Below are 22,834 nucleotides of genomic sequence, written 5' to 3' on the forward strand. Positions count from 1 at the left end.
CGTCGCTCACGTACTACTCCTCTAGTTGAGGTCCCATATTCGCACACTGGAGATCCTTGGCAAGCTGCCTTGCAGCGCCCCCCTGACATCCCTTCAATGGCTTCACTCTGAAGCCGATAGTGGTGGTTGGACCTAACGTTGATCGGTCGCTAGCATGGCTTCCCCGCATCGCGAGAACGCAATGCGAAACAGAAAGAAAGCGGGAGACCTCAATTGAGGCGTTTGCGCAATTTGTTAATAACCTCCCGCAGATCGTTCGCATACTCCTCGATCATCTGCAGAGTCTCACTTAGTCTCGAAGGTTTAGCATTGGCCGCGTCTTGAACAGAGTGGGGCTTCTCTTGGGGCGCTTTCATGCGCTGATAGTTCGGAGTGAACGAAAGAGAAGTGTTGAGCTAAATCAATAGACGAGCACAAATCTATCGGAAAGCGAGCCGGAATACAGTGGTACGTCGCACCGGAAGGTAAGACGATTCGGCTGAACCGCTTGGTGAAAAACGTCAACGCCAGCTCAGACCGACCGGGTCAAGATTCGCGCCCGGCGTCAAGACGTTAGCTCAAGGTGCTGCCCCTATTCTGAAGCGGTGCTCGAAAGCAGATGCGATCCAGAGGGCTCATGTCGATTTGATACCGGACGCTTGACCCCAGTCAGTGATCATCCCTCACACGCTCGGCAGACGGAAGCCTGGCAACTTCCAAAAAGCAAAACCCCCGGCAGTTTCCCGCCGGGGGCCTTGGAGGTCAGGTCGTTAGACCGAACTTACCAGTTGCGCTGAGCGCGGAGGAGCATAACGACCGAGTCTTGGTCCCTCAGCTCATAACTCGCGGCCGGCTTGGCCGCGGGACCGTTGATAGCCGTGGTGGTCACGACGCCAGCGTACTTCTGGTCAAGGCGGGTCCAGGAGACGTCCGCCGAGAACGTCAGGTTCTTGACCGGGGTCCAGCGGGTGATGACGCCCACCGTGCCAAGCGCGAAGTCCGGATTGCAGGACGTCACGCCGGCAACTCCCGAGATGATGCCCGCGGGTCCGCAGAGGAAGCTCTTGGCACCGCTGCCGAACTGAGCCTGAGCGTACGAACCGTAGATCGCCGTGTTCCAATACGCATCCCAGTTATGGGTGTACGCACCACGGAAGCCCCAAGTCTTGATGGTTTCCTGCTGACCGCCCGTGACGAACACGGTGTCCGGAGCACTCGCCGCCGCCAGGCTGGCGTAGGCAATGCCCGAGCTACCGTAAAGCGCGAACGTGCTACCCGCGAGGTTCTGGAAGTTGTAGCGGGTCGCACCATCGGTGTAGACGCCCTGGATGTTGATCACGTCACCCGCACCGGTCGGGATGTTCTTGATCGACAGAGCGAGCTGAGCCGCCCAACCCCACTTGTCGTCGGGATGGCCAGTCGCCTCGGTCGCGCCGTAGTAGGCAACGTGGTTGTCATGCGCAGCCACCGACGCCTGGAAGAGACCCCAAGCCTGGTCGACACGCACCATACCGACGAGGTTCGGAGAACGCGAGCCGCCGATGGCGTTGGAACCATAAGCGGCGCCAGTCACGCCGCTGAGGCCGGCCGCACCGCTCATGTTGAGGTTGCCGGCCTGCATGTAAGCCGTCGCATCTTCAGCCGAGAACGACGCCGTCACGCCCTGGCCGAAGTCAGCAGTGTAGCTGAACTGGTTGATACCGGTGACCGTGCCGCTACCGCCGGCGAGACCGTCGAAGTTGTTGCCGGGATAGTTGGTCCAGGGCGCGTCGAACTGCGACACGGCCTTACCCATCGTGAAGCCAGCGAACTGGATGAAGGCGTAGTACACGCCGAGCGAACCACCCGAGGTACCACCGTCGGTCGGGTTGATGGACGAGCCAACCAGCGTTGGGGTTGCACCCGAGGTGTTGAGAGCCAGCGTGGAGCTGTAGGCGGTCGCGCCGGTCGCGCTGCCGGTGCCGTTGTAGTTACCGGTGGTCCACGAGAACACGCCGTCGAAGAAGGTACGGACAACGCCGTATTCAGTCGCGGTGCGGGTGTCGATGTTCAGGTCTTCACGAGCGCGCATGGTGTAGTAGTTGGTCAGGCGGTTGCGCGCGCCGTTGTTACCGGAGGACTGCCAGTTGATGTCGCTGTTCGTGTTCAGCGCGACTTCAGCGCGCAGATAACCACCCAGCTTGATGCAGGTGTCGGTGCCCGGGATGTAGTAGAAACCCGCGCCGTAGAGCGAACAGATCTTCACGTACTCGACCGCTTTGGCCTTTACGGGAAGATCAGCCGCTTGTGCCCCACCAACAGCGAGCAGACCCGCCGCGGAACCGAGCAAAAGGCTCTTAACCAACTTCATGTTAAACCTCCAAGTTTGCCATAGGGAAGGTTCCGGATCCGCTGGGTGAAGACACCCTAAGGTTGGTTCCCTTGTCCCTTAAATTCACCGCTTAGTCGCTTCGCGCCTTCGGACACACCCGCTGAACGCGAGGGACTTAAGCGAACCACCTAACACGGGACGACCTCGGGATGCCCCCCTCCGTCGCACTCACGATATGAGGCAAAGACCTCCGATCAATCAATGACAGAGTGCCTCGGATGAGGTCTGAATGGCGCGTTTTTGGACGGATGTTGCACAAATATCACTTTTTGCTGAACGGGCGCAGTGCCCTAGTACGTTGTTATTGCTTAGAAATTTGCCTGACGTTCACAAACTCGGTCAGGGAACCATTTCGTACGGATCCGGTTCTCCCCAGCCTTGGTGCTTGGTCTCAACGGATCACGTGGCAGAATCATTCATCCCCAGTTGTCGTGCAAGCATCATGGGTGAATGAGCGAGAGCTTCGGCTTAGTGCACGGTGAGCAGATGCAGTCTGCACAGATTCCGGATCAGCGCTCTTGAGCGATCGCGCGGACGGAGCGTCTGACAGTGCTTGCGTATCCGGCCCGGACTGCTGCCTTTTTTAGGTCTGGGATCGCTGCCGGGTTTTTCCCTTGGACTGGCTACATAGCCAAAGGAACGGATAGACCAAACCCGGACGTACCTGAGTGTACTGGCCAGGAACTTTGTTCGACCCAGCGTTCCATCCCCTCCCCCTCTCTCGCTGAGACGAGCAGACATCCTGTCCGAAGGCGCGCGTGGTCACCAGTTGCACAGATGCTACCACCCATGAGTCGGGGAAGCAGGGTCTTTTCTCGGTTGCGTGTAATGAAGTACTTGGCCAGCCCCTTCGCCAGCCTGCATCGTGCGCCACAGGACGACACCGGTGAAGACAAGCCGTCGCTCAGAACTCGATCATGGGCTCACGATGAATGTCGATCCCGCTTAGGCCCGCTGGATCGTTGAGCAAGTCGCGCGACGTCCGGATTAAAGTCGTAAGGCCGAATACGGCTGCTGTGGACCAAGAGCTGACCCGTTCGCTGCCGCAGGGCGCCCGCAGGTGATTAGCTTGAACAAAGAAACGACGGGCGCCTCGCTATCGGGGCACCCGTCGAACTTAGTCAACCGAAGCTCAATTTACTTGGCGATTGCTGCTTGCGCTGCGGCGATCTTGGCTTTCACAGCCTCAAGATTAAAACTCGCCCCTTTCTGCATTGGCGGAAACTCGATCGCAGTCATCGCCAGCTTTTCAACCTGTTGTTGGACAAATACGAAGCGCCAGAATTCGTATTTGAACCAATCGAAATATTGCTGCGCGCCCTCCTTGGTCCCATTGTTCGGCCAGCCCGTGCGCTCAAACGGATCGAGGCGGAGGTTGGTTATGTAGGGTACATCCGGCTTGGTTTTGTCACCCAGCCAGCCCCCGGGCTGATCGATGAAACGAAACTTGTAGTCATCGATGCGAACCGCGCCGAGTTCGCTTTCGCCGAAGTACCAGATCTCGTGCCTTTTCGACGGCCCTTGGCCCGTGATCATATCCATCTGATTGTAACCATCGAGATGGCACTTGAACGTGGTATCGCCGATCTGTTTGCCCTTCTTCAACTCTTCCGCGACGTTGGGATTGCCCGCGGCAGCAAGAAGTGTCGGGAACCAGTCGAGGCCGGAGATCATGCCATTTTCCACCTTGCCCGCCGGCACCTTGCCCGGCCAGCGGATCATTGCTGGCGCGCGGAAGCCGCCTTCCATCACCGTGCCTTTGCTCTGCGCGAAAGGGGTCTGTCCGCCGTCAGGCCAGGTGAACACTTCGGTGCCGTTGTCAGTCGTAAAGATGACGATGGTGTTGTCGTCGACCCCCATGTCCTTGAGCTTCTTCATGACGATACCGACGTCATCGTCGAGTTGCGCCATACCGGCTTCATGGATAGTCCAGCCGTTCTTGGAGTTGCGTAACGCCTGATATTTCGGCGACAGATGGGTGACGATGTGCATGCGGGTCGGATTGAGCCACAGGAAAAACGGCTTGTTCTCGGCCTTCGCCTTATCGATGAACGCCAGCGAGAAGTCGCGAATTTCGTCGTCCACAGTTTCCATTCGCTTCGGATATAGCGTTCCCGCGTCCTCGATCTTCTGCTTGCCTACCCTGCCCCAGCGCGCATCTACCGTCGCGTCGTCAACGCTGGTGGCATATGAATGAATCATGTTCCGCGGCCCGACGGTGCTCAGCAGATCCTGCGGATAGGCGGGATGAGCTGGATCTTCCATCGCGTCGAGATGATAGAGGTAGCCGAAGAATTCGTCGAAGCCGTGAACGGTTGGCAAGAACTCGTTCTTATCACCGAGATGGTTCTTCCCGAATTGGCCGGTCGCGTAGCCCATTCCTTTTAGCGCCTGAGCGATCGTTACCGCCTGAGCCGGCAGACCAGTGGGAGCGCCGGCTTGGCCAACCGTAGTCATACCGGTGCGGATCGGTAGCTCGCCAGTGATGAAGTTGGCGCGGCCGGCCGTACAACTCGCCTCGGCGTAATAGTCGGTGAACAGCATGCCTTCGGCGGCGATCTTGTCCAGGTTCGGTGTCCGGCCGGCCATCATGCCACGGTGATAAGCGCCAAGATTCCAGATGCCGATGTCGTCGCCCATGATGACGACGATGTTGGGCTTCTGTCCAGCGGACGCAGCTGCGGGCGCTGTTGTCGCCTGCTGCGCCTGCGCAGGGCTCGTCAAACCGACGGCTGCGAGTGCCGAGGCGGCGACGAGAGAGCTGCCGCTCAATAGCAGTTCACGGCGCTTCAATCCTGCGCTGCTCGGTCCGGTAGCGAGCTCTGACTTCTCGAATGCCTTTTTGTCGCTCATGACGAGTCCTTCTCCCTGTTCGCCTGACTAACGGGCTTTAGCTCAACGCAAACGAAACTCACGCACCGCACATGAGATTTTGTGATCCGACCCGCTGATGCCGACGCCGCACTTTGACTGTGTTTCCAACGATCGACTATGCACAAACGGCAGCCGCTTCGAACACGCGCAGTGCGTTTTGGACTCAACCTCGACAGTCGCGGCATGTCAGCTAAGAGCCAAGGACGAATGCGACACCGCACCATTGGCGGCCGAGGGGTCAACCTGAGCGCCGCCACACGCTAAAAACGTTAGCCTCTCTCCAAGGGGAGGCAGCACACTGGAAAATATCTGGACCGAGAAACATTTTGCTCGTCGAGAACGCTAAGATGAACCGACACGAGCGTTGCAATAGTGCTTACGTCGAGAAGCATCTGAGACATGGGCAGATGCAAGCTAGGCGATGGCCTTTTTCATCAGGATTTCGTCCTGGAGATACATCGGAATCCAACATGGCTCGCCGAAGTATCGATCGGCTCGGCATGACGGGCTGCCGGGCGATACCGTCGGCAGTAGTTCGGCGCGCACAGATGCGAGCCTCCCTTGAGCACTCTCCGGGGAATGCTGATGTTTGGGGTACGTGGGTCGTAGCTTTCGCCTTCGGCGCCGCCGCGGGGATTCTGCGGAATGCAACAAGCCTTCGGCGCATCGGCGTCGTGCTTCGGCGAATACCAATCGGCCGTCCACTCCCAGACATTCCCGATCATGTCATAGAGGCCGTACCCATTCGGCGGAAACGCGGTCACCGGCGAGGTACGTTCGAAGCCATCGGCTAAGAGGTTCTCATGCGGGAAGTTACCTTGCCAGGTGTTTGCCATGTGTTTGCCAGCAGGGGTCAGTTCGTCTCCCCACGCGAACTCCGCCTCGCTCAATCCGCCTCTCGCGGCGAATTCCCACTCGGCTTCGCTCGGCAGATCCTTCCCGGCCCATTTTGCGTAGGCTTCTACGTCGCGCAGTGCGACGTGGACGACGGGATGATCGTCGAGGCCACGGATATTGCTGTGGCGTCCGTTGGGCCGCCGCCAGTTGGCCCCGAAGGCGAATGTCCACCACTCGCCCCAGTAACGCAGATCCACGGGCTCTTTGGGCGGAGTGAAGACAAGCGAGCCAGCTTTGAGCATCCGCGGCAATGCATTTGGATAATCCTTCGCGTCGGGAGTTATCTCGGCGAAGGTGACGTAGCCGGTCGCGTTGATAAACTCGCGGAACTGGCGATTGGTTACAGGGGTCCGGTCAATCCAAAAACCGTCCACGGTGACGCGGTGGGCGGGCGCTTCTTCCGGATAATGCCTGTCCGAGCCCATCCGAAACGTACCGCCTGGTACGTGCACCATGTCCGGATGCGGCGAACCTTCAACGGGGCGCCTCAGATCAGATTGGGGGGCGAAATTCATGTGACTTCCGTCTTGCCGGTCACTTCGGTAGCAGAGTGCCAAGCCTGCGCCGTCCGCACTATGCAGATTCGGCAGAATCCTAATTCCGGAAGAGAAGAGAGAGCCTTAGCTACGGACTCGAAAAGCCAAGATTACCAATCCCGCCCCCTGAATGAGGAGTAGCGCACCAAAGACAACCGGCACGGCCAATGCTGCTGCTATCGGAGACCCTAATAGCAGCAGACCAACCAGGCCGTTGATCGCTCCCAGAATAAGCGGCCCGATGCCGCCACCCTTGAGGCCGGCGATGATCTGCAGAGCGCCCATGACAAGTCCTTGGACGCCGAGAATGAGCACCAGCACCGTCGGCACAGTCAGGGCAGCAACGAGCGGGTGCCGCAGAACAAAAAGACCTGCGAGAACGCCAACCACCCCGCTGAGCAACGACCATATCCATGGCGTTGAGCGATCGACAAAAACTTGGACGAATGCAAGCAAGCCCGTTATGAGCCAGTAAAATCCCAAAAACGTTGTAAGCGCGAGGATCGTCGCGCCGGGCTGGGTGACAAGCATAAGGCCCAGGATGATACCGGCAAAACCTTGCAGGAGGAAAACCCACCAGATGCTCGACTGCTGGGGCAGGATGGCGATGTTGGTCATGACCTAACCTCCCGAGACGTTGCTAGTTGTTGGCCGGCGGCAGCCTCAGCTTATCCATCGCCTGTTCGACAGAGAACGAACCCGGACGTTGCCGAGGCGGAAATTGCGCGAAAGTTGCTAGATGCTGCCCTACAATAGCCTGCGCGGGCACGACCACGAACGCATGCTCGATGAACCATCGGACATAGTCGCCGGATTCATGTTGGGCGCGCTCGAACGGATCGGAGCGCAAGTTGAACAACATGGGGAGACGGAGCTGAATCATCGGTTGTTGCCAGACGCTGAAACCTTCGGCCTTCTGCTCGAGAAACACTGCTTTCCACTGCTCGAAGCGAAGCCCGGCGAGGTCGCCGTCATCGGTCCAGTAAAAAAATTCTCGACGTTTGTCGGGGCCCTTTCCTGCCAGCAGGTCGCGCTGATCATAGCCGTCAAGGTGAACCTTGAAGTTCTGGCCCGCCGCGTCATAACCTTGGAGCAACTTTTCCTTGATGGCGGGCTCGCCGGCCGCAGCGACAAGTGTCGTCGCCCAATCTTCGGCGGAGAAAATTTCGTTGATCTCTGTTTTCACCGGGACGAGGCCGGGCCAACGGATCATCGCTGGGACCCGATATCCGCCTTCCCAATTGGTGTTCTTCTCGCCTTTGAACGGCGTGGTCCCGCCATCGGGCCAGCTGAAAGTTTCAGCGCCATTGTCGGTGGTGTAGACAACGATCGTGTTGTTGGAAATACCAAGGTCGTCGAGTTTCTTCAGTAACTGGCCGACCTGCCCGTCGTGCTCGACCATACCATCGGGGTAGATGCCCAAACCCGTCTTGCCTTGGGATTCCTTCTTGAGGCGAGTCCAGATGTGCATGCGGCTGGGATTGAACCAAACGAAGAATGGTTTCTTGTCCCTATTGGCGCGATCGATGAAATCTGTTGATGCCTTGAGAAACTCCTCATCAATCGTTTCCATGCGCTTCTTGGTAAGAGGACCGGTATCTTCACACTGCTGTTTGCCAAGAGGTCCAAAGCGGGGATCATCGCCGGGCATCGCAGTTGCGGTCGCTAGACACTTCATGACTCCGCGCGGACCGAACTGCGCTCGGAACGATGGATTAGTCGGGTAGTCCGCATGCTCGGGTTCATCCTCGGCATTTAGATGATAGAGATTCCCAAAAAACTCATCGAAGCCATGGACGGTGGGCAAAAACTCGTTGCGATCACCCAAATGGTTCTTGCCGAATTGTGCGGTTGCGTAACCCTGCGGTTTCAAGAGCTCCGCAATCGTTGGATCTTTCGCGGAGAGCCCTTCCTTGGCTGCAGGCAGCCCGACTTTCAAAAGGCCCGTGCGCAGCGGACTCTGTCCGGTGATGAAAGCAGCACGACCGGCCGTACAGGACTGTTGTCCATAATAGTCAGTGAAAATCGCGCCCTCGTTGGCGATACGATCAATATTGGGAGTCCGATATCCCATCATGCCCCGGTTGTAAGCACTGATGTTCCAGTAGCCGATGTCATCAGCCATAATCACTAGAATGTTGGGCTTCTGCTGCTGTTGCGCTCGAACAGAAGTGTTGACGGCCGCCAAGGCGGCGAGTCCGAATAGGCTTGGTCGGATGATCTTGCTGAAGCCCATTTTACATCCCTGTGATTCCTGCAATCTATGGAACATGCGGCCGGCCCTTCGCGGCCGGCCGCAAATTGCGATTGAGTCGAGCACGAAACCTCGCTAGTCGCTGCGTCCAGCAGTCTTGGCCTGCTTGAGTTGCTGGATCACTTGGTCGAGGTTGTAGCTTGCAGGATCCTGGAGCGGCGGATATTCGACGTAGGTCTCCAGTTCCTTCAGCCACAGCGTCTGACCGATGGGCAACATGTTCCAGTCGTAAATGTAGGCCGTCGAAGGTGAACCGATCGTGCCGCCTTGGCCCATGAGGGTCTTGAATTGCGACCCGACGGAGGTCTCGAACGGATCTCGTTTGATGTTGACGACCTGCGCCCAGTGGTAGGGAAGCGCGCCGGCAATAAAGCCAGATGGAGCATCCGATACCATCGTGAAGTAGATCTTCCAGTTCTTGTAACGCACCGCCGACGGATCCTTGCCGGAATAGTAGAAGAACGTGTCGCGCGCAGACTTTTCTGAACGTCCAGACAGGTACTCGGTCTGATCGACACCATCCAACGTCGTCTTAACGATGCCGGGATATTGTCCGGCCTCGATGCGCTTCTTCAAGCCGTCGCCCTTGGCGCCGCCCGCGATATCGACAAGCGTCGGCATCCAATCTAGCGACGCAAAAATATCGTTCTTAATGGTGCCTGGCTTGATGACGCCCGGCCAGCGAATGAGCGCAGGAGCGCGCATGCCGCCTTCCCACGTGCTGAGCTTGCCGCCCTTGAAGGGGGTGGTGCCGCCGTCAGGAAAAGTGATCGTCTCGGCGCCGTTGTCGGTCGTAAACACGATGATCGTGTTGTCGAGTTGGCCCATGTCCTCAAGCTTCTTGATGACGTAACCAATATTGTCATCCAGTTGCTTCATGCCGGCCTCGTTGAGGCCCCAGTCCTTCCCGCCAGGTTCGCCAATCATGCCCGCGTACTTATCATTCAGCACGGTCGTGACGTGCATGCGTGCCGGATTGTACCAGGCGAAGAACGGCTTGTTGGTTTTCTTCGGGTCATTGCGATCGAGGAAGTCAACGACCTTCGCCGAGATTTCCTCGTCGACGCTCTTCGAGCGCTCAAGCGTCAGGGGACCCTGGTCGCTGCACGTCATGTTCTTCGCGGTGCCATCGGAGGACTTGCATGACAGCACCGGGCGCGGCGGTGTCAGGCACACCAGTGCCGTTTTCGGGTCAACCGCGCCCGCGACCTCCGGCAGCCCCGGAATTGGCGTGTTCTTGCACGGCGGAGCAATGGTCTGTTGGCTGGCAGACTTGTTGAGGTCAGGGAAGCTCACGCCCTGCATCGCGTCGAGATGATACAAATAGCCCCAGAACTCCTGGAATCCATGAGCCGTCGGCAACGCATCGGTATGATCGCCGAGATGGTTCTTCCCGAACTCGCCGGTGTTGTAGCCGAGATCGAGCAGGAACTTGGCCAGCGCCGGCGTGCCGGGCCGCAGATAGGATGGACTGCCGGGCAATTGCGGAGGAATCATACCGGTGCGCAGCGGGTGCATTCCGGTGAAGAAGGCATTTCGCCCTGCCGTGCAACTTTGCTCGGCATAATAATGGGTGAAGATCGCACCCTCGTTGCCGATGCGATCGATGTTGGGTGTCTCGCCAACCATCAATCCGCGATGATAAATGCTTGGCTGGTATAGTCCAATGTCGTCGCCCATGATGAAGAGGATGTTGGGCTTTCCGGCTGGTGCCTGTGCGAAGGCGGGCTGGGAGATTGCCGGCAGACTGACTGCCGCCAAGGCGGTTGCTGACACCAGCATACGTTTGAAGTTTCTAGTGATCTTCATAACTCCGGCTCCTAGCTGTCACGATACTTGATCGGCAGACTTCTCGAAGTATGGGGGTTCAGAAGCGAAGAGGAGCTGCCCCACTCGCAGAGCTCCGCTCTCCGTGAAGGTTAGTCTGTCCGATCTTTCTTCGATCGCGCTATGCGAATTCGGCACAGCGCTTAAATTACTCCTCCTTGCTGGAGACGCGGCGCAACGTTGATGACGGCGTTTCCCCGAAGACGTCGCGGTAAGCCACCGCGAAGCGCCCGAGTTCGGTGAAGTGATGATTTCGCGCAATCTCTGAAACACTGGCTGATGCCGGATCGGCGCAACGCAACGCTGATCGCGCCCTATTCAATCGCTGCAACAGGTAGTAGCGGCTTGGACTAACGCCCAGAAATTCTGCGCAGCAAAGACGCAAGGTGCGCTCCGGCACCCCGATTGTCGTGCAGAGCTCCGACAGATTCAAATGTGGCTCTCTTTGTCGAGCCAAGCAGTCCTCAAAACTAACCATAATATCCGAGTGGCGTCGCCTGGAGTTCGGGGGCCTGCCCCCATTCTTGATCGACAGGCATTTGACAAGCGCGCTGAGCAACTCGCGCTCGAGCGAGGCGGCGCCCGCTATTGAGAATACATCCCCCATCAGTTCAGCGAGATCGCACAGTTTCGAAATCATGGCCAGAAGCGTTTCGGTGGCGTCGTGTGCAGGCATGACGTCACAGGATTCTGATGGCACTCTGATACTTTCGCCGATCAACCTTTTGCTGCATGCGGCGAGCTCGTCTGGCGGCAGAGATATAAGGCACCACTCGGCTCCTCCGGTGGTGCGCTGGTGTGCTCGCTGTTCAAGGGAATGGAACACCAGGTCGCCGAAGTTCAAGGCCACGCCGCAATAGACCATGCTCCGCGTCCGGCTTGTCGAAAACGAGATATGCACATGGGCCGACGGCAAGGCGAAAAAGGCGATGCGGGGAAGGTTCTCTCTTCCTCTCAGCACGTGCAGGCGTCCAATTTTCAAGTGGGTCAATTGCCCCTTGAACTCTCCATTAGCTGTCACAAAAAGCTCGACCTTTTCTGCTCCAATCGCCGCACCGTAGGCGTCGGGACTAACGAAGATCGCCGTTCCGTTCTGGATCATCCGAATCGTCTCGTTCGAGATGGCCGCCACCGTCGCCAGCCCAGCTGGGCTACAGCATGGTAGATTGGCAACGACCTGCCTATGCAGCTTCGGAAGCCGATTGTGCTCCTTGGCGTCTTTTGCTGCCTGACGACCAGCGCTAGGCAACTCGTGCTTTGCTCCGAGTGTTGCGCCGGTACATCAACTACCCACAGTTTGTGGTTTTTGCCGATTTTGCATAGCTTAAGGCCGAACCGCGGATAGCATATGACAAGCAAGTATCGAGGAGCGGGCAGATGCGGCGTGATCGTTCGATCAGGAACTTTCAGCTCGGCGCCGGTGCGATCTGTGCGATGCTGATCCTCACAATCCAACAGTCCGGCGCCGACGAAAGCGGCATTTCGTTCTGGCTGCCTGGCCAGGTCAGCAGTCTGCCAGCGGTCCCGCAGGGCGCGCCGGGCTGGTCGATGGGAACGGTCTATTACCACACGAGTGTTGCAGCCTCCGGCTCCGTCGCTGCGGCAAGAGAGATTCAGGTTGGCAGGTTCGCGCCGACCGTCAATGTCAGCCTCAACGCCAGCCTGAATGCGCAAGCCGATCTCTTGTTGCTCAACCCGACCTACACTTTCGCCACGCCGGTGCTTGGTGGTCAGTTGGCGATGGGAGTAACCGGCATATTCGGCCGGTCAGCCGCGACCATCGATGGAACACTGACAGCTAACGTCGGAGGATTCGCGGCCACCCGGATGGGAAGTATCGGAGATTCGATCACCTCTGTCGGCGATCTCTACCCGATGATCACCCTTAAATGGAACGCGGGTGTCAACAATTACATGACGTACATCACGGGCGACATTCCGGTCGGCGCTTACGATCCAAGTCGCATCGCTAACCTTGGGATCGGCCACGGTGCAATCGATGCCGGCGGCGGCTACACCTACCTGAACCCGGCTTCCGGCGTGACGATTTCCGGCGTTGCGGGGGTTACCTACAATTTCAAGAACCCCGACACTCAGGTTCAAAGCGGGGTCGACTTCCATTTCGACTGGAGCACGGCGCAATTTCTTACGAAACAGGCGTTCGTGGGCTTCGTTGGTTACGCTTATCAGCAAGTCTCAGATGATACCGGCGGCAATCCACTACTTGGCGGCTTCAGATCCCGCGTTCTTGGCGTGGGCCCCCAGTTCGGATACATTTTTCCCATTGGCGACATGCAGGGATATTTAAACATCAAGGCGTATGGGGAGTTCAATGCGGCCAACCGGCCATCTGGTTGGAATACTTGGCTGACGTTTGCGATTGCCCCGACTGCGGCAACGGATGCCAAGGCCGCTCGGCATCTTGTGACGAAGTAATTGGCGCAAAGCCGCCGAAGCCTCTCAACGCGCCTTCCTACTTTCCTTCTAATTGCTCGATCGAACGAGCTTGCCAGCAATTCCGCACGCATTCAAGCCGGCTAATCACGACCAACGGCTAAGGCCATCGCCACTTGGCACGCGTGGCTGCAACGGCGCCCGGGGACGCCGAACGAAGTGCAGATAGATTGAACCGAAAAGGGCTTCAGCGCGCATCGAAGGGAAAGATCACTTTCCAGTCTTTTTTCATGTCGATCACGGTCCAACCATTTGTGGCGGCCGCGTCCAAAGCAACGTCGAGATGTCCAAAATGCGACTGCCGATCGTAGGCGTACTCGCGTACTGCGTCGGTGTGATGAACGATCGCCCCAAAGCGCAAGCCGTCGCTGATGGTAGTCCATTGGAGCATTTCGAGATCTCCGTCTGAGTTTCCGAATGCAGCAATCGGGCGGCGGCCTATGGCTTCGTTGATGCCGACGGGCTTGCCCGCCTTATCGTCGATGAAGTTCAACTCCGGCAAACGAAACAGCGTAGGAATTCCGTCGCGCATCTCGAATCTGGTCTTGATAGATGAGCCTACGACCTGGTCGGGAGGAACCCCGTAAATCTTATCTGTCCAAGGACGCATGAACTCAACTCCACCGCCCGAGACGATAAAGGTCCTGAAGCCGTTCGCCCGGAGATAAGAGAGCAACTCAAGCATTGGCTGGTAAACCAGATCAGTATAGGGCCGCCGGAAGCGCGTATCGCGCGCCGTGGCGAGCCAATCGATTACTATTTTGGAGAACTCGTCAGTAGTCATCCCGGCATGGGTCTGCATGATCAGATCGAGCAGGCTGCGCTCGCTGAAGCCCGCCAGTGCTTTCATGTCGCCCTCGAGGACCGACTGGAAAGGCTCGGTATATCGCCATTCCGGATGCAAGGGCGCTAAAGTCTTTACCCGCTCAAGCGCGAATGCCAGCTGAACATACATTGGTTGCTCAACCCAAAGCGTACCATCGTTGTCGAAGGTCGCCACACGTGCGGCGGGCGCCACATACTGGGAACTTCCGGATGTCGTAACTCGACGCACGAAATCAACGATAGCTTGTTTCGTCGACGTATCGTTCCATGACGGCAACGGGTCATCTTGAGCAGACGCGCGCGGAAGCCAGCTGAGAGTCAGCGCCAGGCCCAAGATCGCGCCGGCAACGGCGCGCCAAAGTTTGCGCCTCATAGCTCACCTCCAAAAGCTGATCGTTTAGAGCGGCCCGTCTAGTCAAAGCTTGATAGACTTGGATGCTCACCGTCTATGCAGTTTCGGCGGATCTTCGGAGGACACTGTTTACCCAGCCACCAACGAGGGCGCTCGACATTGCTTAATCCTTCCAAAATATGTCCCCCTACCCCGCACGTTCACAAGGAACTGTCGCAAAATCAAATGATCTTGGATTTTCTCCGGAATTGCATAGCGCGCGTGAGCGTTGAACTTCAGACTACGGCAAGCCACTGCCATAAACCACCTCCAGGCACGATCGCTTTGGAGCGCGAGGACAGCAACTACTCCATGTGGCCGACTGCACGATTGTAGGAATTGCTCATGATCACTGCTCGCTCGTTCGCTATCATTCTCATCCTTGAACATTTGCTGCCGTCAGCGGCCATCGCCAAAGACGGGCACGAAGACACCGTGGCGATTCGTGATACCCGGTCCGCTCCGCGGGTGAGATCCAGTATCGTCGCTCGACAGGATTTGTTTGATAGGCGCAACCCAAATAACCTTCGCGTAGACTGGCCCAGCCCTCCTGCTCAACCCGGGCAGTTCTGAGGGAGCAATCTTATTGGTGAACGCATCCATCCGGGAAGTTTAGTGATCTCGTGCCGACCACCGAACTGTCTTATCACTTTCAAAGAGGCCAAGATGCGCAAGATGCTCCTTATCGCGACAACAATGCTTTTGGCGGCAAGCTCGCGTGCCCAGGCACAAACGGACCTCACCGCATACGCGGATGCAAACGGATACATCGACGTCCAAACATTGACCTGCGCCGCGCTTGCGGGCACCTGGCAGGGGGACGCCGATCGGCTCACCACCTGGTATAGCGGCTGGTACAACGGCCTCGCCAAGAAGCATTACTTCAATATAGCGAGATCGAAGGAGCTCGAGCACGAGGTGATCGTCTACTGCAAGGCAAATCCTCAAATACGGATCATCGAGGCCATTGACGTCATGCTCAAGCAAGAGAGACTCTCGACCGGCTTTAAATGATAGTGCCCGCAACTGTTTAGATGCGCTGAGGTGGAGCACGTACTCCTTTCGAAACCGCCTTATCCAGATTCTGCATCAGCATTGGTTGGCGCGAAAATTAGATTCGATCGCCGGAATTGCATAGTCAAACGCGCAATGCTCTTCCATCGTCGCCCGAGCGTCGGGACGCCTTGCGCAAATTCTGGAAGCGAGAACGTCCGAGAACGTCAGGAATAAGGGGGCGATATGACGAGCAAGACCAAGACTGCCGTGCTCGCAGGATTTTTGGGCGTTTCCATCGCGTTCACAGCGATCGCCGGCGCGTTTGGGCAGACTGCTCCAACATCGTCCTCTATGAAAACGATCGGCACTCCTACCGCCGGTGTCAAACCGGAAATCGTCCCGTCGTTATTCGTGATGAACTCCCGCAGCGCGACGCTGCAGGGGGACAATCTTGTTCTGACTGGTGTCACGCCAAGCTCAATCATCTTCGCCGATCGCCCAATACGAGCCGCCGGTCACCAGGCCACCGCCGACGTGATTGCAGAATGGGGCGCAGGCGAGGACAGCTTCGCTAAGAATCCGCCCAACGCGACGGTGTCCGTTTTAGCGAAGGACGGCTCAGTGAAGGATGCAGTCGTGGTGCTGAAGAACCCGAAGCTCGAGAGTGACAAGCTGACTTTCACCGTGCAGACGCTGGAAGGTGATCTCGCCGGCGCCGACGGAGCGGCAGCGATCTTCATCGATATTATCGGGCGACCGCTAACGCCGCTATCGTTTGCCGGAGTTGCCCGCCGTTCAGCATTCCGCGGCGCAATGTACGCGGGTGCTGCAGGGGCTGCCGCATATGGGGCGGCCGCTTATGCCGCGCCTTATTATCGGTCCTATCCGCCCCCTCCGGCCTGCGGCTACTACCCCTACCCGCCCTGCTATTGAAGACGCACCTCCGAGAACAGACCCTCTTGCCTTCGGAGCTCGGCGTCCATTACCGCATGCGCTCGATCCTGCGAACCGCTCGGCTAATGCTCCTCCCGACTCCCGTCCGTAAACTTGGCGACTTCAACTCACAGGGACCAGTCATGTGGCGTTTGGCACGTATCGCTCTCCTCGCCACCACGACCGGCGCTGTTAGCGCATCGGCATCTGCTGCCGACCTCCCCGGCCGAATGGAGCCACTTGCGCCGGTCGCGTATGCGCCTGCGTTTTCCTGGACAGGCTTCTACGTTGGTGGCGAGCTGGGGTGGATACAAACCAACCCCCAATACAAGACCGGCGCCCTATTGCTCGGGGCTCCATTCCTGCTCACATCCGGCTCACGCAAGGATGGCCTGACATATGGAATTCTCACTGGCTATAACTACCAAGCGGGTCAGTTTGTGCTGGGTGTGGAAGGCGATTTTCAGGGATGGACGGTCGGCGCTATTCGCTACACCGCGATCACCGGCGATTTCCTTACGGCGCATAGCAAATGGGGCGGCTCGATACGCGGCCGCCTCGGCTACGCCGCCGACCGGGCCCTGCTCTATGTGACGGGTGGAGCGGCGTTCGCATCCATCGAGACCTCGATACCCTTTACCGGCATTTCAGTCGGCGGCGACGGCACGCGCGTGGGCTGGACGGTCGGCGCCGGGCTGGACTACGCGATCACAAACAACTGGTTCACGGGCCTCGAGTATCGCTACTCGCAGTATCAATCCAGATCCTTGGTGTACCCGATACCGGTTCTCAATCTTGGCATCATCGGCCTTAAGCAAGAGCTGAGCAACAACCAGGTCAGTGCTCGCCTTGGCTATAAGTTCTGAATCGTTTTCGAACCTGGCTAAGCGATCGACTAATTACAGCAACGCGGGATTTCGTCATGCTCAAACATCTAGGCACGCTGTTGCTCGTAGGGCTCGCCACGGTATTTGTATCACCTGCGTTTGCCCAGCAGCCGCCTCCCGGAGTTAGCGTCGGTACTCTCACGTGCAAAATGGCACCTTCCATCGGCTTGATCTTTGGATCCCGCCAGCGGATGGCATGCCGCTTCGCACCCAATGGCCCTTATCCGCCAGAAGCCTATCTTGGTGTAATGGGCACTATTGGTATCGATATCGGGATTACGGCAGGCGGGGCGATGGCGTGGGGCGTCTTTGCACCCACAGCAGGTCCACGGCGCGGAGCGCTATCCGGCACTTATGTGGGTGCGAGTGGCGCCGTTGGCGTAGGCGTCGGGGTCGGCGCCAATCTGCTGTTCGGTGGAACGGGGCGTTCGATCGCCTTGCAGCCGCTCTCCCTCGAGGGCTCGGTCGGCATCAATTTGTCGCTTGGAGTTTCAAGCCTCACGCTTACCCTGGCGCAATGAATTCCAGCCAGAGAACATCCCCAGTTTTCATCACGAACCTGCAGCCAGTTCCAACGACCGCGCGGTTCGGAGCCAGTCATCAGAGGACGTATCGATGAGAATGACAATGAGATCAATTATCATCCTTGGGGCTTTCTCGTTGCTCGCCATTTGCTCGATCGGCAACGCCTCCGCGCAGGCAGACGTCGGAAAGGCGCTTTTGGAAAAGCTGACCGCCAGGGTGGCAAAGCTTGAGAGCGCCTGCGCAAGCGACATCAAGAAGTACTGCAAAACAGTGACGCCTGGTGAAGGGCGCATGATTTATTGCATGCAAGCCCATGAAGACAAGATCAGCCCCAAATGCGCTTTTGAACTCGGGGAAGCCGCCACAAGTGTGCAAACGACCGCAGACGTTCTGAAAGACGCTGTGCTTGCGTGCAAGGCCGAGATAACCGGAACGTGCGGAAAGATAGTGCCCGGCCAAGGTCGAATTGCTGCTTGTCTGCTGTCGAATAAATCGACAGCGTCGGCAGGTTGCGTGGAAGCCATTCAGAAGGTCGAGACCATGTCATCTCAATAGCACATCAAAGCTTTCGAACTTGCCGGGTTCCGCATCGGCCTGCCGGTCTCACGAAAGCCGCTGACCCAAGCGGTGCCGAAGCACTTCCGTGCTGACCAACAACCGGAAGAATGGACCGATGGCGGGACACGAAAGCCACTATCGAGTATCAGACAGGACATTGCTGGTTTGCTCGCAAGAGCGGCTGAGCCTACTCCAGCACACGATCAATTCACGTTTCCAATAACCAGCTTCTTAAGACTCGCCAAGGCCCCGTAACACTCCGCCAATTCCAAAAGCCTCCGTCTTTGCGGTCCATCCTCCATGCTTGCAGCGTCTTGACTGAGGATTTGCGAGAGTTCGTCGCACTCCTTCAAGGTTAGATGTTGATCTTCGATCGAGGGTCTGACGTTTATCGATTTGTTCACGCTGGCTACCCTTCTGGCGGCGCTCGCGATCAAGCCATTAAGGGGAATTTTGCGCTATAACATGGGATAAATCCCGTGATCTTTCTCAATGTCTGTTCCAGCGGAGCAATGTGAGTGATTCCGGAATGCTTGTCCGCTTGTAATGCCGATTTTGCATAGCCTGCGGCGGCCCGTCTCTTCAGAGTGAGCTCGTTCACGAAGCGAAGGGTCCAAACATGTCGTCGCCCCACAAACACATTCTCGCTTCACTCGCATCTAAGCTGGGTCATGCAATCCCGCTGATTCTTTGCGTCGCATTTACCCCCAATGCGGTCTGGGCAGCGCCTCTGACACCGATTGCGCTAACACCGTCTGCGGACATCGAGCAGGTTCGCGCCGCCGTTCACCGCGGCGGCGCGGTGGTCGGCGCTCGGGGCGGCGCCGTGGTTCGCCGCGGGACTGCCGTCGCTGGGCCGCGGGGCAATGTTGCGGTCCGGCGCACCACGGTGGTTCGCCCAGGCGGCCGCTGGGCCCGTCCCGGCTGGTATCGGTGGCCCGTCGGCGGCGCCATAGCTGCCGGGGCGGCTATCGGTTTCGTCACGGCGGCCACAGCCGCAGCCTGGGCGGGAGCTCCACCAACACCTGGAATGTGCTGGTACTATACAGATCCGTCTCGAACGCAGGGTTTCTGGGACTATTGCGCTCAGTAGCCCATGGCTCGGCAACGCCGGTCAGGCGGCGCCGCTGAGGAAAGCTTCTCGAAACATCGAGCTTGCGGCCGGAAACTGTAGCTCACGTCAGGACTTCCGCACGATTGCGGTCGCGCCGCGATCGTGCAGGCAACTGCTTTGATCAGACGAGTCGTCCGACCGTAGTCCACCAAGAGAAAGCTCTTTCAGTTGGACTAGATGCCATAACGCCGGCATATCGCCCGCAGCCTGGAGACGCATCCTGCGCAGGGCGCGCCGCGGGTCTCAACCTCGATACCCGCCACGTATTCCCCGGGACCGCACTGGGTGATTGATTTGCCGGGCTTTGGGCTGGTCCAAGGGCCTTGCGTGGTACCAGGAGGGATCGGCGCCGTCGGGACGGTTGTTTGCGCAAACACGACAGAGTTTGACGCGATCAGGATGACGATGAGGCTCGCGATTTTCATAGAAGAAGCTTCGCATCCGACAGTTCGAAGTAAACACCCAGTCGCTACAGCGCGAACTCGCTGTGCTCTCGCTATCGCCAGGCGGTCTTCCAGCCGAATCCAACACTCATCCAGAGCGCATTGTCCGGGACGAGAGCATCTGCAGCACTCCAGCCGCTGATCTTGAAGACCGGCGGCTCAAGCACGTTCAGTTCTGGCGCAGCGAAAGCGGACGGGACCAGCTGAGTGACGGGCGCAACAGCAAGGCAGGCGGCGCCGGCCATGAAGGTACGGCGATCGACGATCATGTGGTGGCTCCTTCTTCCAAACAGCCAAATTGCAATTCTCGGAACAGCCGCGTATGCCCCCACGCCCTAGTTGCCCTCGCAAAGACCTCGGCGGCCACATCGTCCTGGCCTGCTTCGACGGCAATAGCGTGAGTCTGTTTGAAGGCGCGGAGTGTTGGGCGATTTCTGAGATTTACTTGCGCGAGTTCGAGTGCCCGCAACAGATCGCCTCCGCTCCCGGCATAAAACTCCGCGCCGTGATCGGCAAACGCCAGCAGGTGCTTGTCCAACAGGTTCTCAAACCCTGTTCGCGCAGCCTCCATATGCTGCTCGGCCTCAACGGCTCTTCCGGCAACAAGCAGGACGTCGGCCAGCCGCCACGCTGCTTCGGGATCCCCGCTTGCAACGGCCGGCCTGAGCGTCGCTTCGGCTTCGCCAAGTCGCTCCTCCGCCAAAAGGATCTCCGACAAATGAACGCGGGCCCGGACGTAAGACGGCAGTGTGAGCGTCGCCTTGAAATACCATTGTTCGGCGCGCGACAGCTGTCGGTCTGGAGCCAGCTCGCCCCAGAGCATGCCTAGTTGGAAACAGATCCAGGCCACCGGAAATGGCGAGACATCCTGATAATCTCGCAATGCCTGTCGCAGCGTCCGGTCGGCCTCCTTAAACTCTCCAACATCCGCCAACACTCCTCCGAGTGCGACCATATCCTCCAGGCGCCCGGACGCTGCGACCATCTCGCGCCGCTCATCAAGCACTGCTCCCAGGTTCCTGCCGCAGGCCTGATCCACGGATAGCATGACGCGCTTCACGTCTGCGGCGGGGGCGCCACCAAGGCTCGCCTGAGCCAGATAATGCCGCGCGTCCGAGAAACGATGCGCCGCCGAAGCGACTTGCGCCTGAACCAGCATCGTGCGCGCCGACATACCGTCCAACTCGGCAAGCTGCTCCGCCAAAAATTCCATGTGGGCGAGCGCGGATACGTCGCCGGCGAATTGCGCCGCCAGTTGCTCGTGCTCTAATACGATTTCCGCAGCGCCCCGACGTTGCGGATCCTGATGAAAGCGGCTCCAGGAGCGCTCACGCGCGCTCTTGAGGTTGACGACGGCAATCTCGCCATCGGTCGTCTGGAAAGGCTCGCTATCGAGCACTGCGGCTTCGGTCATGGTCACCTCAGAAGCGTGTCTTGAGACTGTCCAGTCCCGCCTTGAACAATGTCGACACTATGGTCTTCGTGATCAGCGTGCCGGGACCATTCGGCAGATACTGAGCGCGCCATTCCACCGAACAGCCGGCGCCATTGGGCTTGACGGAAAGCGTCCCGGTGTAGTTGGCCACAGGCAAACCCGCGACATTGGCGTAGCGGTACAACCGGCCTGAGTTGTCGACCGCCTCGAGACGCTCGATGATCTGCTTGCCGTCGATTGTTTCAATCGTTCGCAACTGACCCGGGCCGGTCCCGGTTAAGCGAACCTCCGCGATCAGGGGATGCCAAGTCGCGACGCCGAACTGGCCGATCAGCTCCCAGACCTTGTCGGGCGTCGCGCCGACATCGACCGTCTCGGCTACTGTCTGCAGGTCCATGTTCGGCGTGGCAAGGTAGGGGAAGGTCTTGGCTCCGGGCTTCGTTGCCTTCGTTGTCCCACCTTCCATCAGTTCGCGATCGCGGTTCACGATCCAGCTGAACAATATATCGATGACATTGGCATCGACCGTACGGCCGCCGCCAGTCTGATAGGCTTTCCCGTTGAGTGTGCTTTTCTCGATTTCCAGATGACTCGCGTCGCTGATCGGCTTTGCCACGTCGAAAAGCAGAAAATCGTCAAGGAACATGTTTGCATTCGCGGCGAGCGCGGACGGCGTCCAATCCTGCTTGCTGTCCCGCATGTCGTAGTTGGCCAGGCTATCCTTCAACCGCTGAAAGAAGAGAGGTCGAAGCTTTTCATCGATTGCGAATGGCGTCTGCTGGTTCCAGAGGTCGCGAATATCGTCGACACCCTTCAGGCCCGAGTTGTCCAGTCGAACGTTGGTCTGTTCGGGACGGCCTACCCAATCCATCCGTGGCGGGGGATGGCCGACGAATGCCCCGGGGCGCGGAATTGGCAGCGTTTCAGCGATCACTCCGAACAGTGAACCCCTCTCGGGATTGAGCACGCGCGCCGTATCGAATTCGATGACGATGCTGAGCACGTTGTCGTTGAAGAGAAGGTTCTGAAATTTCCGCATGACGCCGCCTTCGTTAAGCCAGGCGAGGATGAACGGATCCGAGCGCATACCGGCAAACACACGGAAATTGCCATCGGGGGTGGATGCTCCTTTTTCGTCGCCGACAAGAAAACGAAGCGTTTGTCCGTCCGGCATCGTACAACTGCCGCGCTGCAGGGGCTTGCCGTCCGCGGCGCCGCGCTCAAGGCCATCGAACCGGCACGAAAAGCGAATTTCCGGGTCGGCCGTCTCGAACATGGCAGCGTCGCCAACTCCGGACACTTTTGCCCTTCGAACGACAATTGAATGATCGATCGCGTTCGAGAAGATCGCGTCGACCCCGCAAGTCGGAAACACGTTTGCGGCGAGTACGGTGCGTGACGGATTCTCCGGACTCGTGAATGCGAACAGGTCCGTCAGATCAGCCGAGGGATCCCCGATCTGTCGCGGCCCATCGATATGATCCGACATAGTCCCACTCCACTCATGCGTCTCGAGCAGTCATCGACACGGGCAC

General features: G+C 58.3%; 17 protein-coding genes. 6 read left to right on the top strand and 11 right to left on the bottom strand.

Going from position 1 to position 22,834, the window contains the following annotated elements; all coding sequences use genetic code 11:
- Positions 1-760: 760 nt before the first annotated feature.
- The 7 genes from AC0L23_RS31615 to AC0L23_RS31645 form a co-directional block, all read right to left on the bottom strand.
- Complete coding sequence (locus AC0L23_RS31615) at positions 761-2,329, bottom strand: porin (protein ID WP_473357799.1); 1,569 nt, start codon at positions 2,327-2,329, stop codon at positions 761-763.
- A 1,158-nt stretch (positions 2,330-3,487) separates the two neighbouring features.
- Positions 3,488-5,203: an arylsulfatase gene (locus tag AC0L23_RS31620; RefSeq protein WP_473357800.1), complete on the bottom strand. Its 1,716-nt coding sequence runs from the start codon at positions 5,201-5,203 to the stop codon at positions 3,488-3,490.
- A gap of 455 nt (positions 5,204-5,658) precedes the next feature.
- Positions 5,659-6,636, bottom strand: coding sequence for a formylglycine-generating enzyme family protein (locus tag AC0L23_RS31625; RefSeq protein WP_473357801.1), 978 nt, complete (start codon positions 6,634-6,636; stop codon positions 5,659-5,661).
- Positions 6,637-6,741: 105 nt separating this feature from the next.
- Positions 6,742-7,275, bottom strand: a complete 534-nt coding sequence (locus AC0L23_RS31630; protein WP_473357802.1) for an HdeD family acid-resistance protein — start codon at positions 7,273-7,275, stop codon at positions 6,742-6,744.
- 22 nt (positions 7,276-7,297) lie between these two features.
- On the bottom strand, positions 7,298-8,893 hold the full coding sequence (locus AC0L23_RS31635) for an arylsulfatase (protein ID WP_473357804.1): 1,596 nt from the start codon (positions 8,891-8,893) through the stop codon (positions 7,298-7,300).
- Between the two features lie 93 nt (positions 8,894-8,986).
- A complete protein-coding gene (locus AC0L23_RS31640; RefSeq protein ID WP_473357805.1) occupies positions 8,987-10,720 on the bottom strand; it encodes an arylsulfatase in 1,734 nt (577 codons plus the stop codon).
- A 166-nt stretch (positions 10,721-10,886) separates the two neighbouring features.
- Positions 10,887-11,840 carry a helix-turn-helix domain-containing protein gene (locus tag AC0L23_RS31645; RefSeq protein ID WP_473357806.1) on the bottom strand — a complete coding sequence of 318 codons (954 nt, stop codon included), beginning with the start codon at positions 11,838-11,840 and terminating at the stop codon, positions 10,887-10,889.
- Between the two features lie 275 nt (positions 11,841-12,115).
- Between AC0L23_RS31645 and AC0L23_RS31650 the strand changes: the two genes are divergently transcribed.
- Complete coding sequence (locus AC0L23_RS31650; protein ID WP_473357807.1) at positions 12,116-13,174, top strand: SphA family protein; 1,059 nt, start codon at positions 12,116-12,118, stop codon at positions 13,172-13,174.
- A gap of 205 nt (positions 13,175-13,379) precedes the next feature.
- On the opposite strand, the gene AC0L23_RS31655 is transcribed toward AC0L23_RS31650, so the two are convergent.
- Complete coding sequence (locus AC0L23_RS31655) at positions 13,380-14,390, bottom strand: HAD family hydrolase (RefSeq protein WP_473357809.1); 1,011 nt, start codon at positions 14,388-14,390, stop codon at positions 13,380-13,382.
- A 684-nt stretch (positions 14,391-15,074) separates the two neighbouring features.
- Here AC0L23_RS31655 and AC0L23_RS31660 point away from each other — a divergent pair.
- From AC0L23_RS31660 to AC0L23_RS31680, 5 genes are all read left to right on the top strand, one after another.
- The gene (locus AC0L23_RS31660; RefSeq protein ID WP_473357810.1) at positions 15,075-15,422 is read left to right on the top strand and encodes an HdeA/HdeB family chaperone; all 348 of its coding nucleotides are present in this window, start codon (positions 15,075-15,077) and stop codon (positions 15,420-15,422) included.
- 225 nt (positions 15,423-15,647) lie between these two features.
- On the top strand, positions 15,648-16,337 hold the full coding sequence (locus AC0L23_RS31665; RefSeq protein ID WP_473357812.1) for a hypothetical protein: 690 nt from the start codon (positions 15,648-15,650) through the stop codon (positions 16,335-16,337).
- 143 nt (positions 16,338-16,480) lie between these two features.
- A complete protein-coding gene (locus tag AC0L23_RS31670; protein WP_473357813.1) occupies positions 16,481-17,203 on the top strand; it encodes an outer membrane protein in 723 nt (240 codons plus the stop codon).
- 56 nt (positions 17,204-17,259) lie between these two features.
- Positions 17,260-17,745 carry a DUF992 domain-containing protein gene (locus AC0L23_RS31675; protein WP_473357814.1) on the top strand — a complete coding sequence of 162 codons (486 nt, stop codon included), beginning with the start codon at positions 17,260-17,262 and terminating at the stop codon, positions 17,743-17,745.
- A gap of 106 nt (positions 17,746-17,851) precedes the next feature.
- The gene (locus tag AC0L23_RS31680) at positions 17,852-18,304 is read left to right on the top strand and encodes a cysteine rich repeat-containing protein (protein ID WP_473357816.1); all 453 of its coding nucleotides are present in this window, start codon (positions 17,852-17,854) and stop codon (positions 18,302-18,304) included.
- Between the two features lie 1,613 nt (positions 18,305-19,917).
- On the opposite strand, the gene AC0L23_RS31685 is transcribed toward AC0L23_RS31680, so the two are convergent.
- From AC0L23_RS31685 to AC0L23_RS31695, 3 genes are read right to left on the bottom strand one after another with little or no spacing between them, the layout of a single operon-like run.
- Positions 19,918-20,133 (bottom strand): hypothetical protein, encoded by a 216-nt coding sequence (locus tag AC0L23_RS31685; protein ID WP_473357817.1) that lies wholly within the window; start codon positions 20,131-20,133, stop codon positions 19,918-19,920.
- The gene (locus AC0L23_RS31690) at positions 20,130-21,278 is read right to left on the bottom strand and encodes a hypothetical protein (protein WP_473357819.1); all 1,149 of its coding nucleotides are present in this window, start codon (positions 21,276-21,278) and stop codon (positions 20,130-20,132) included. The genes AC0L23_RS31685 and AC0L23_RS31690 overlap by 4 nt, the downstream gene beginning before the upstream one ends.
- A gap of 7 nt (positions 21,279-21,285) precedes the next feature.
- Complete coding sequence (locus AC0L23_RS31695; RefSeq protein WP_473357821.1) at positions 21,286-22,788, bottom strand: SRPBCC family protein; 1,503 nt, start codon at positions 22,786-22,788, stop codon at positions 21,286-21,288.
- Positions 22,789-22,834 lie beyond the last annotated feature (46 nt).

The sequence above is a fragment of the Bradyrhizobium sp. MI1.4 genome, assembly GCF_055811315.1.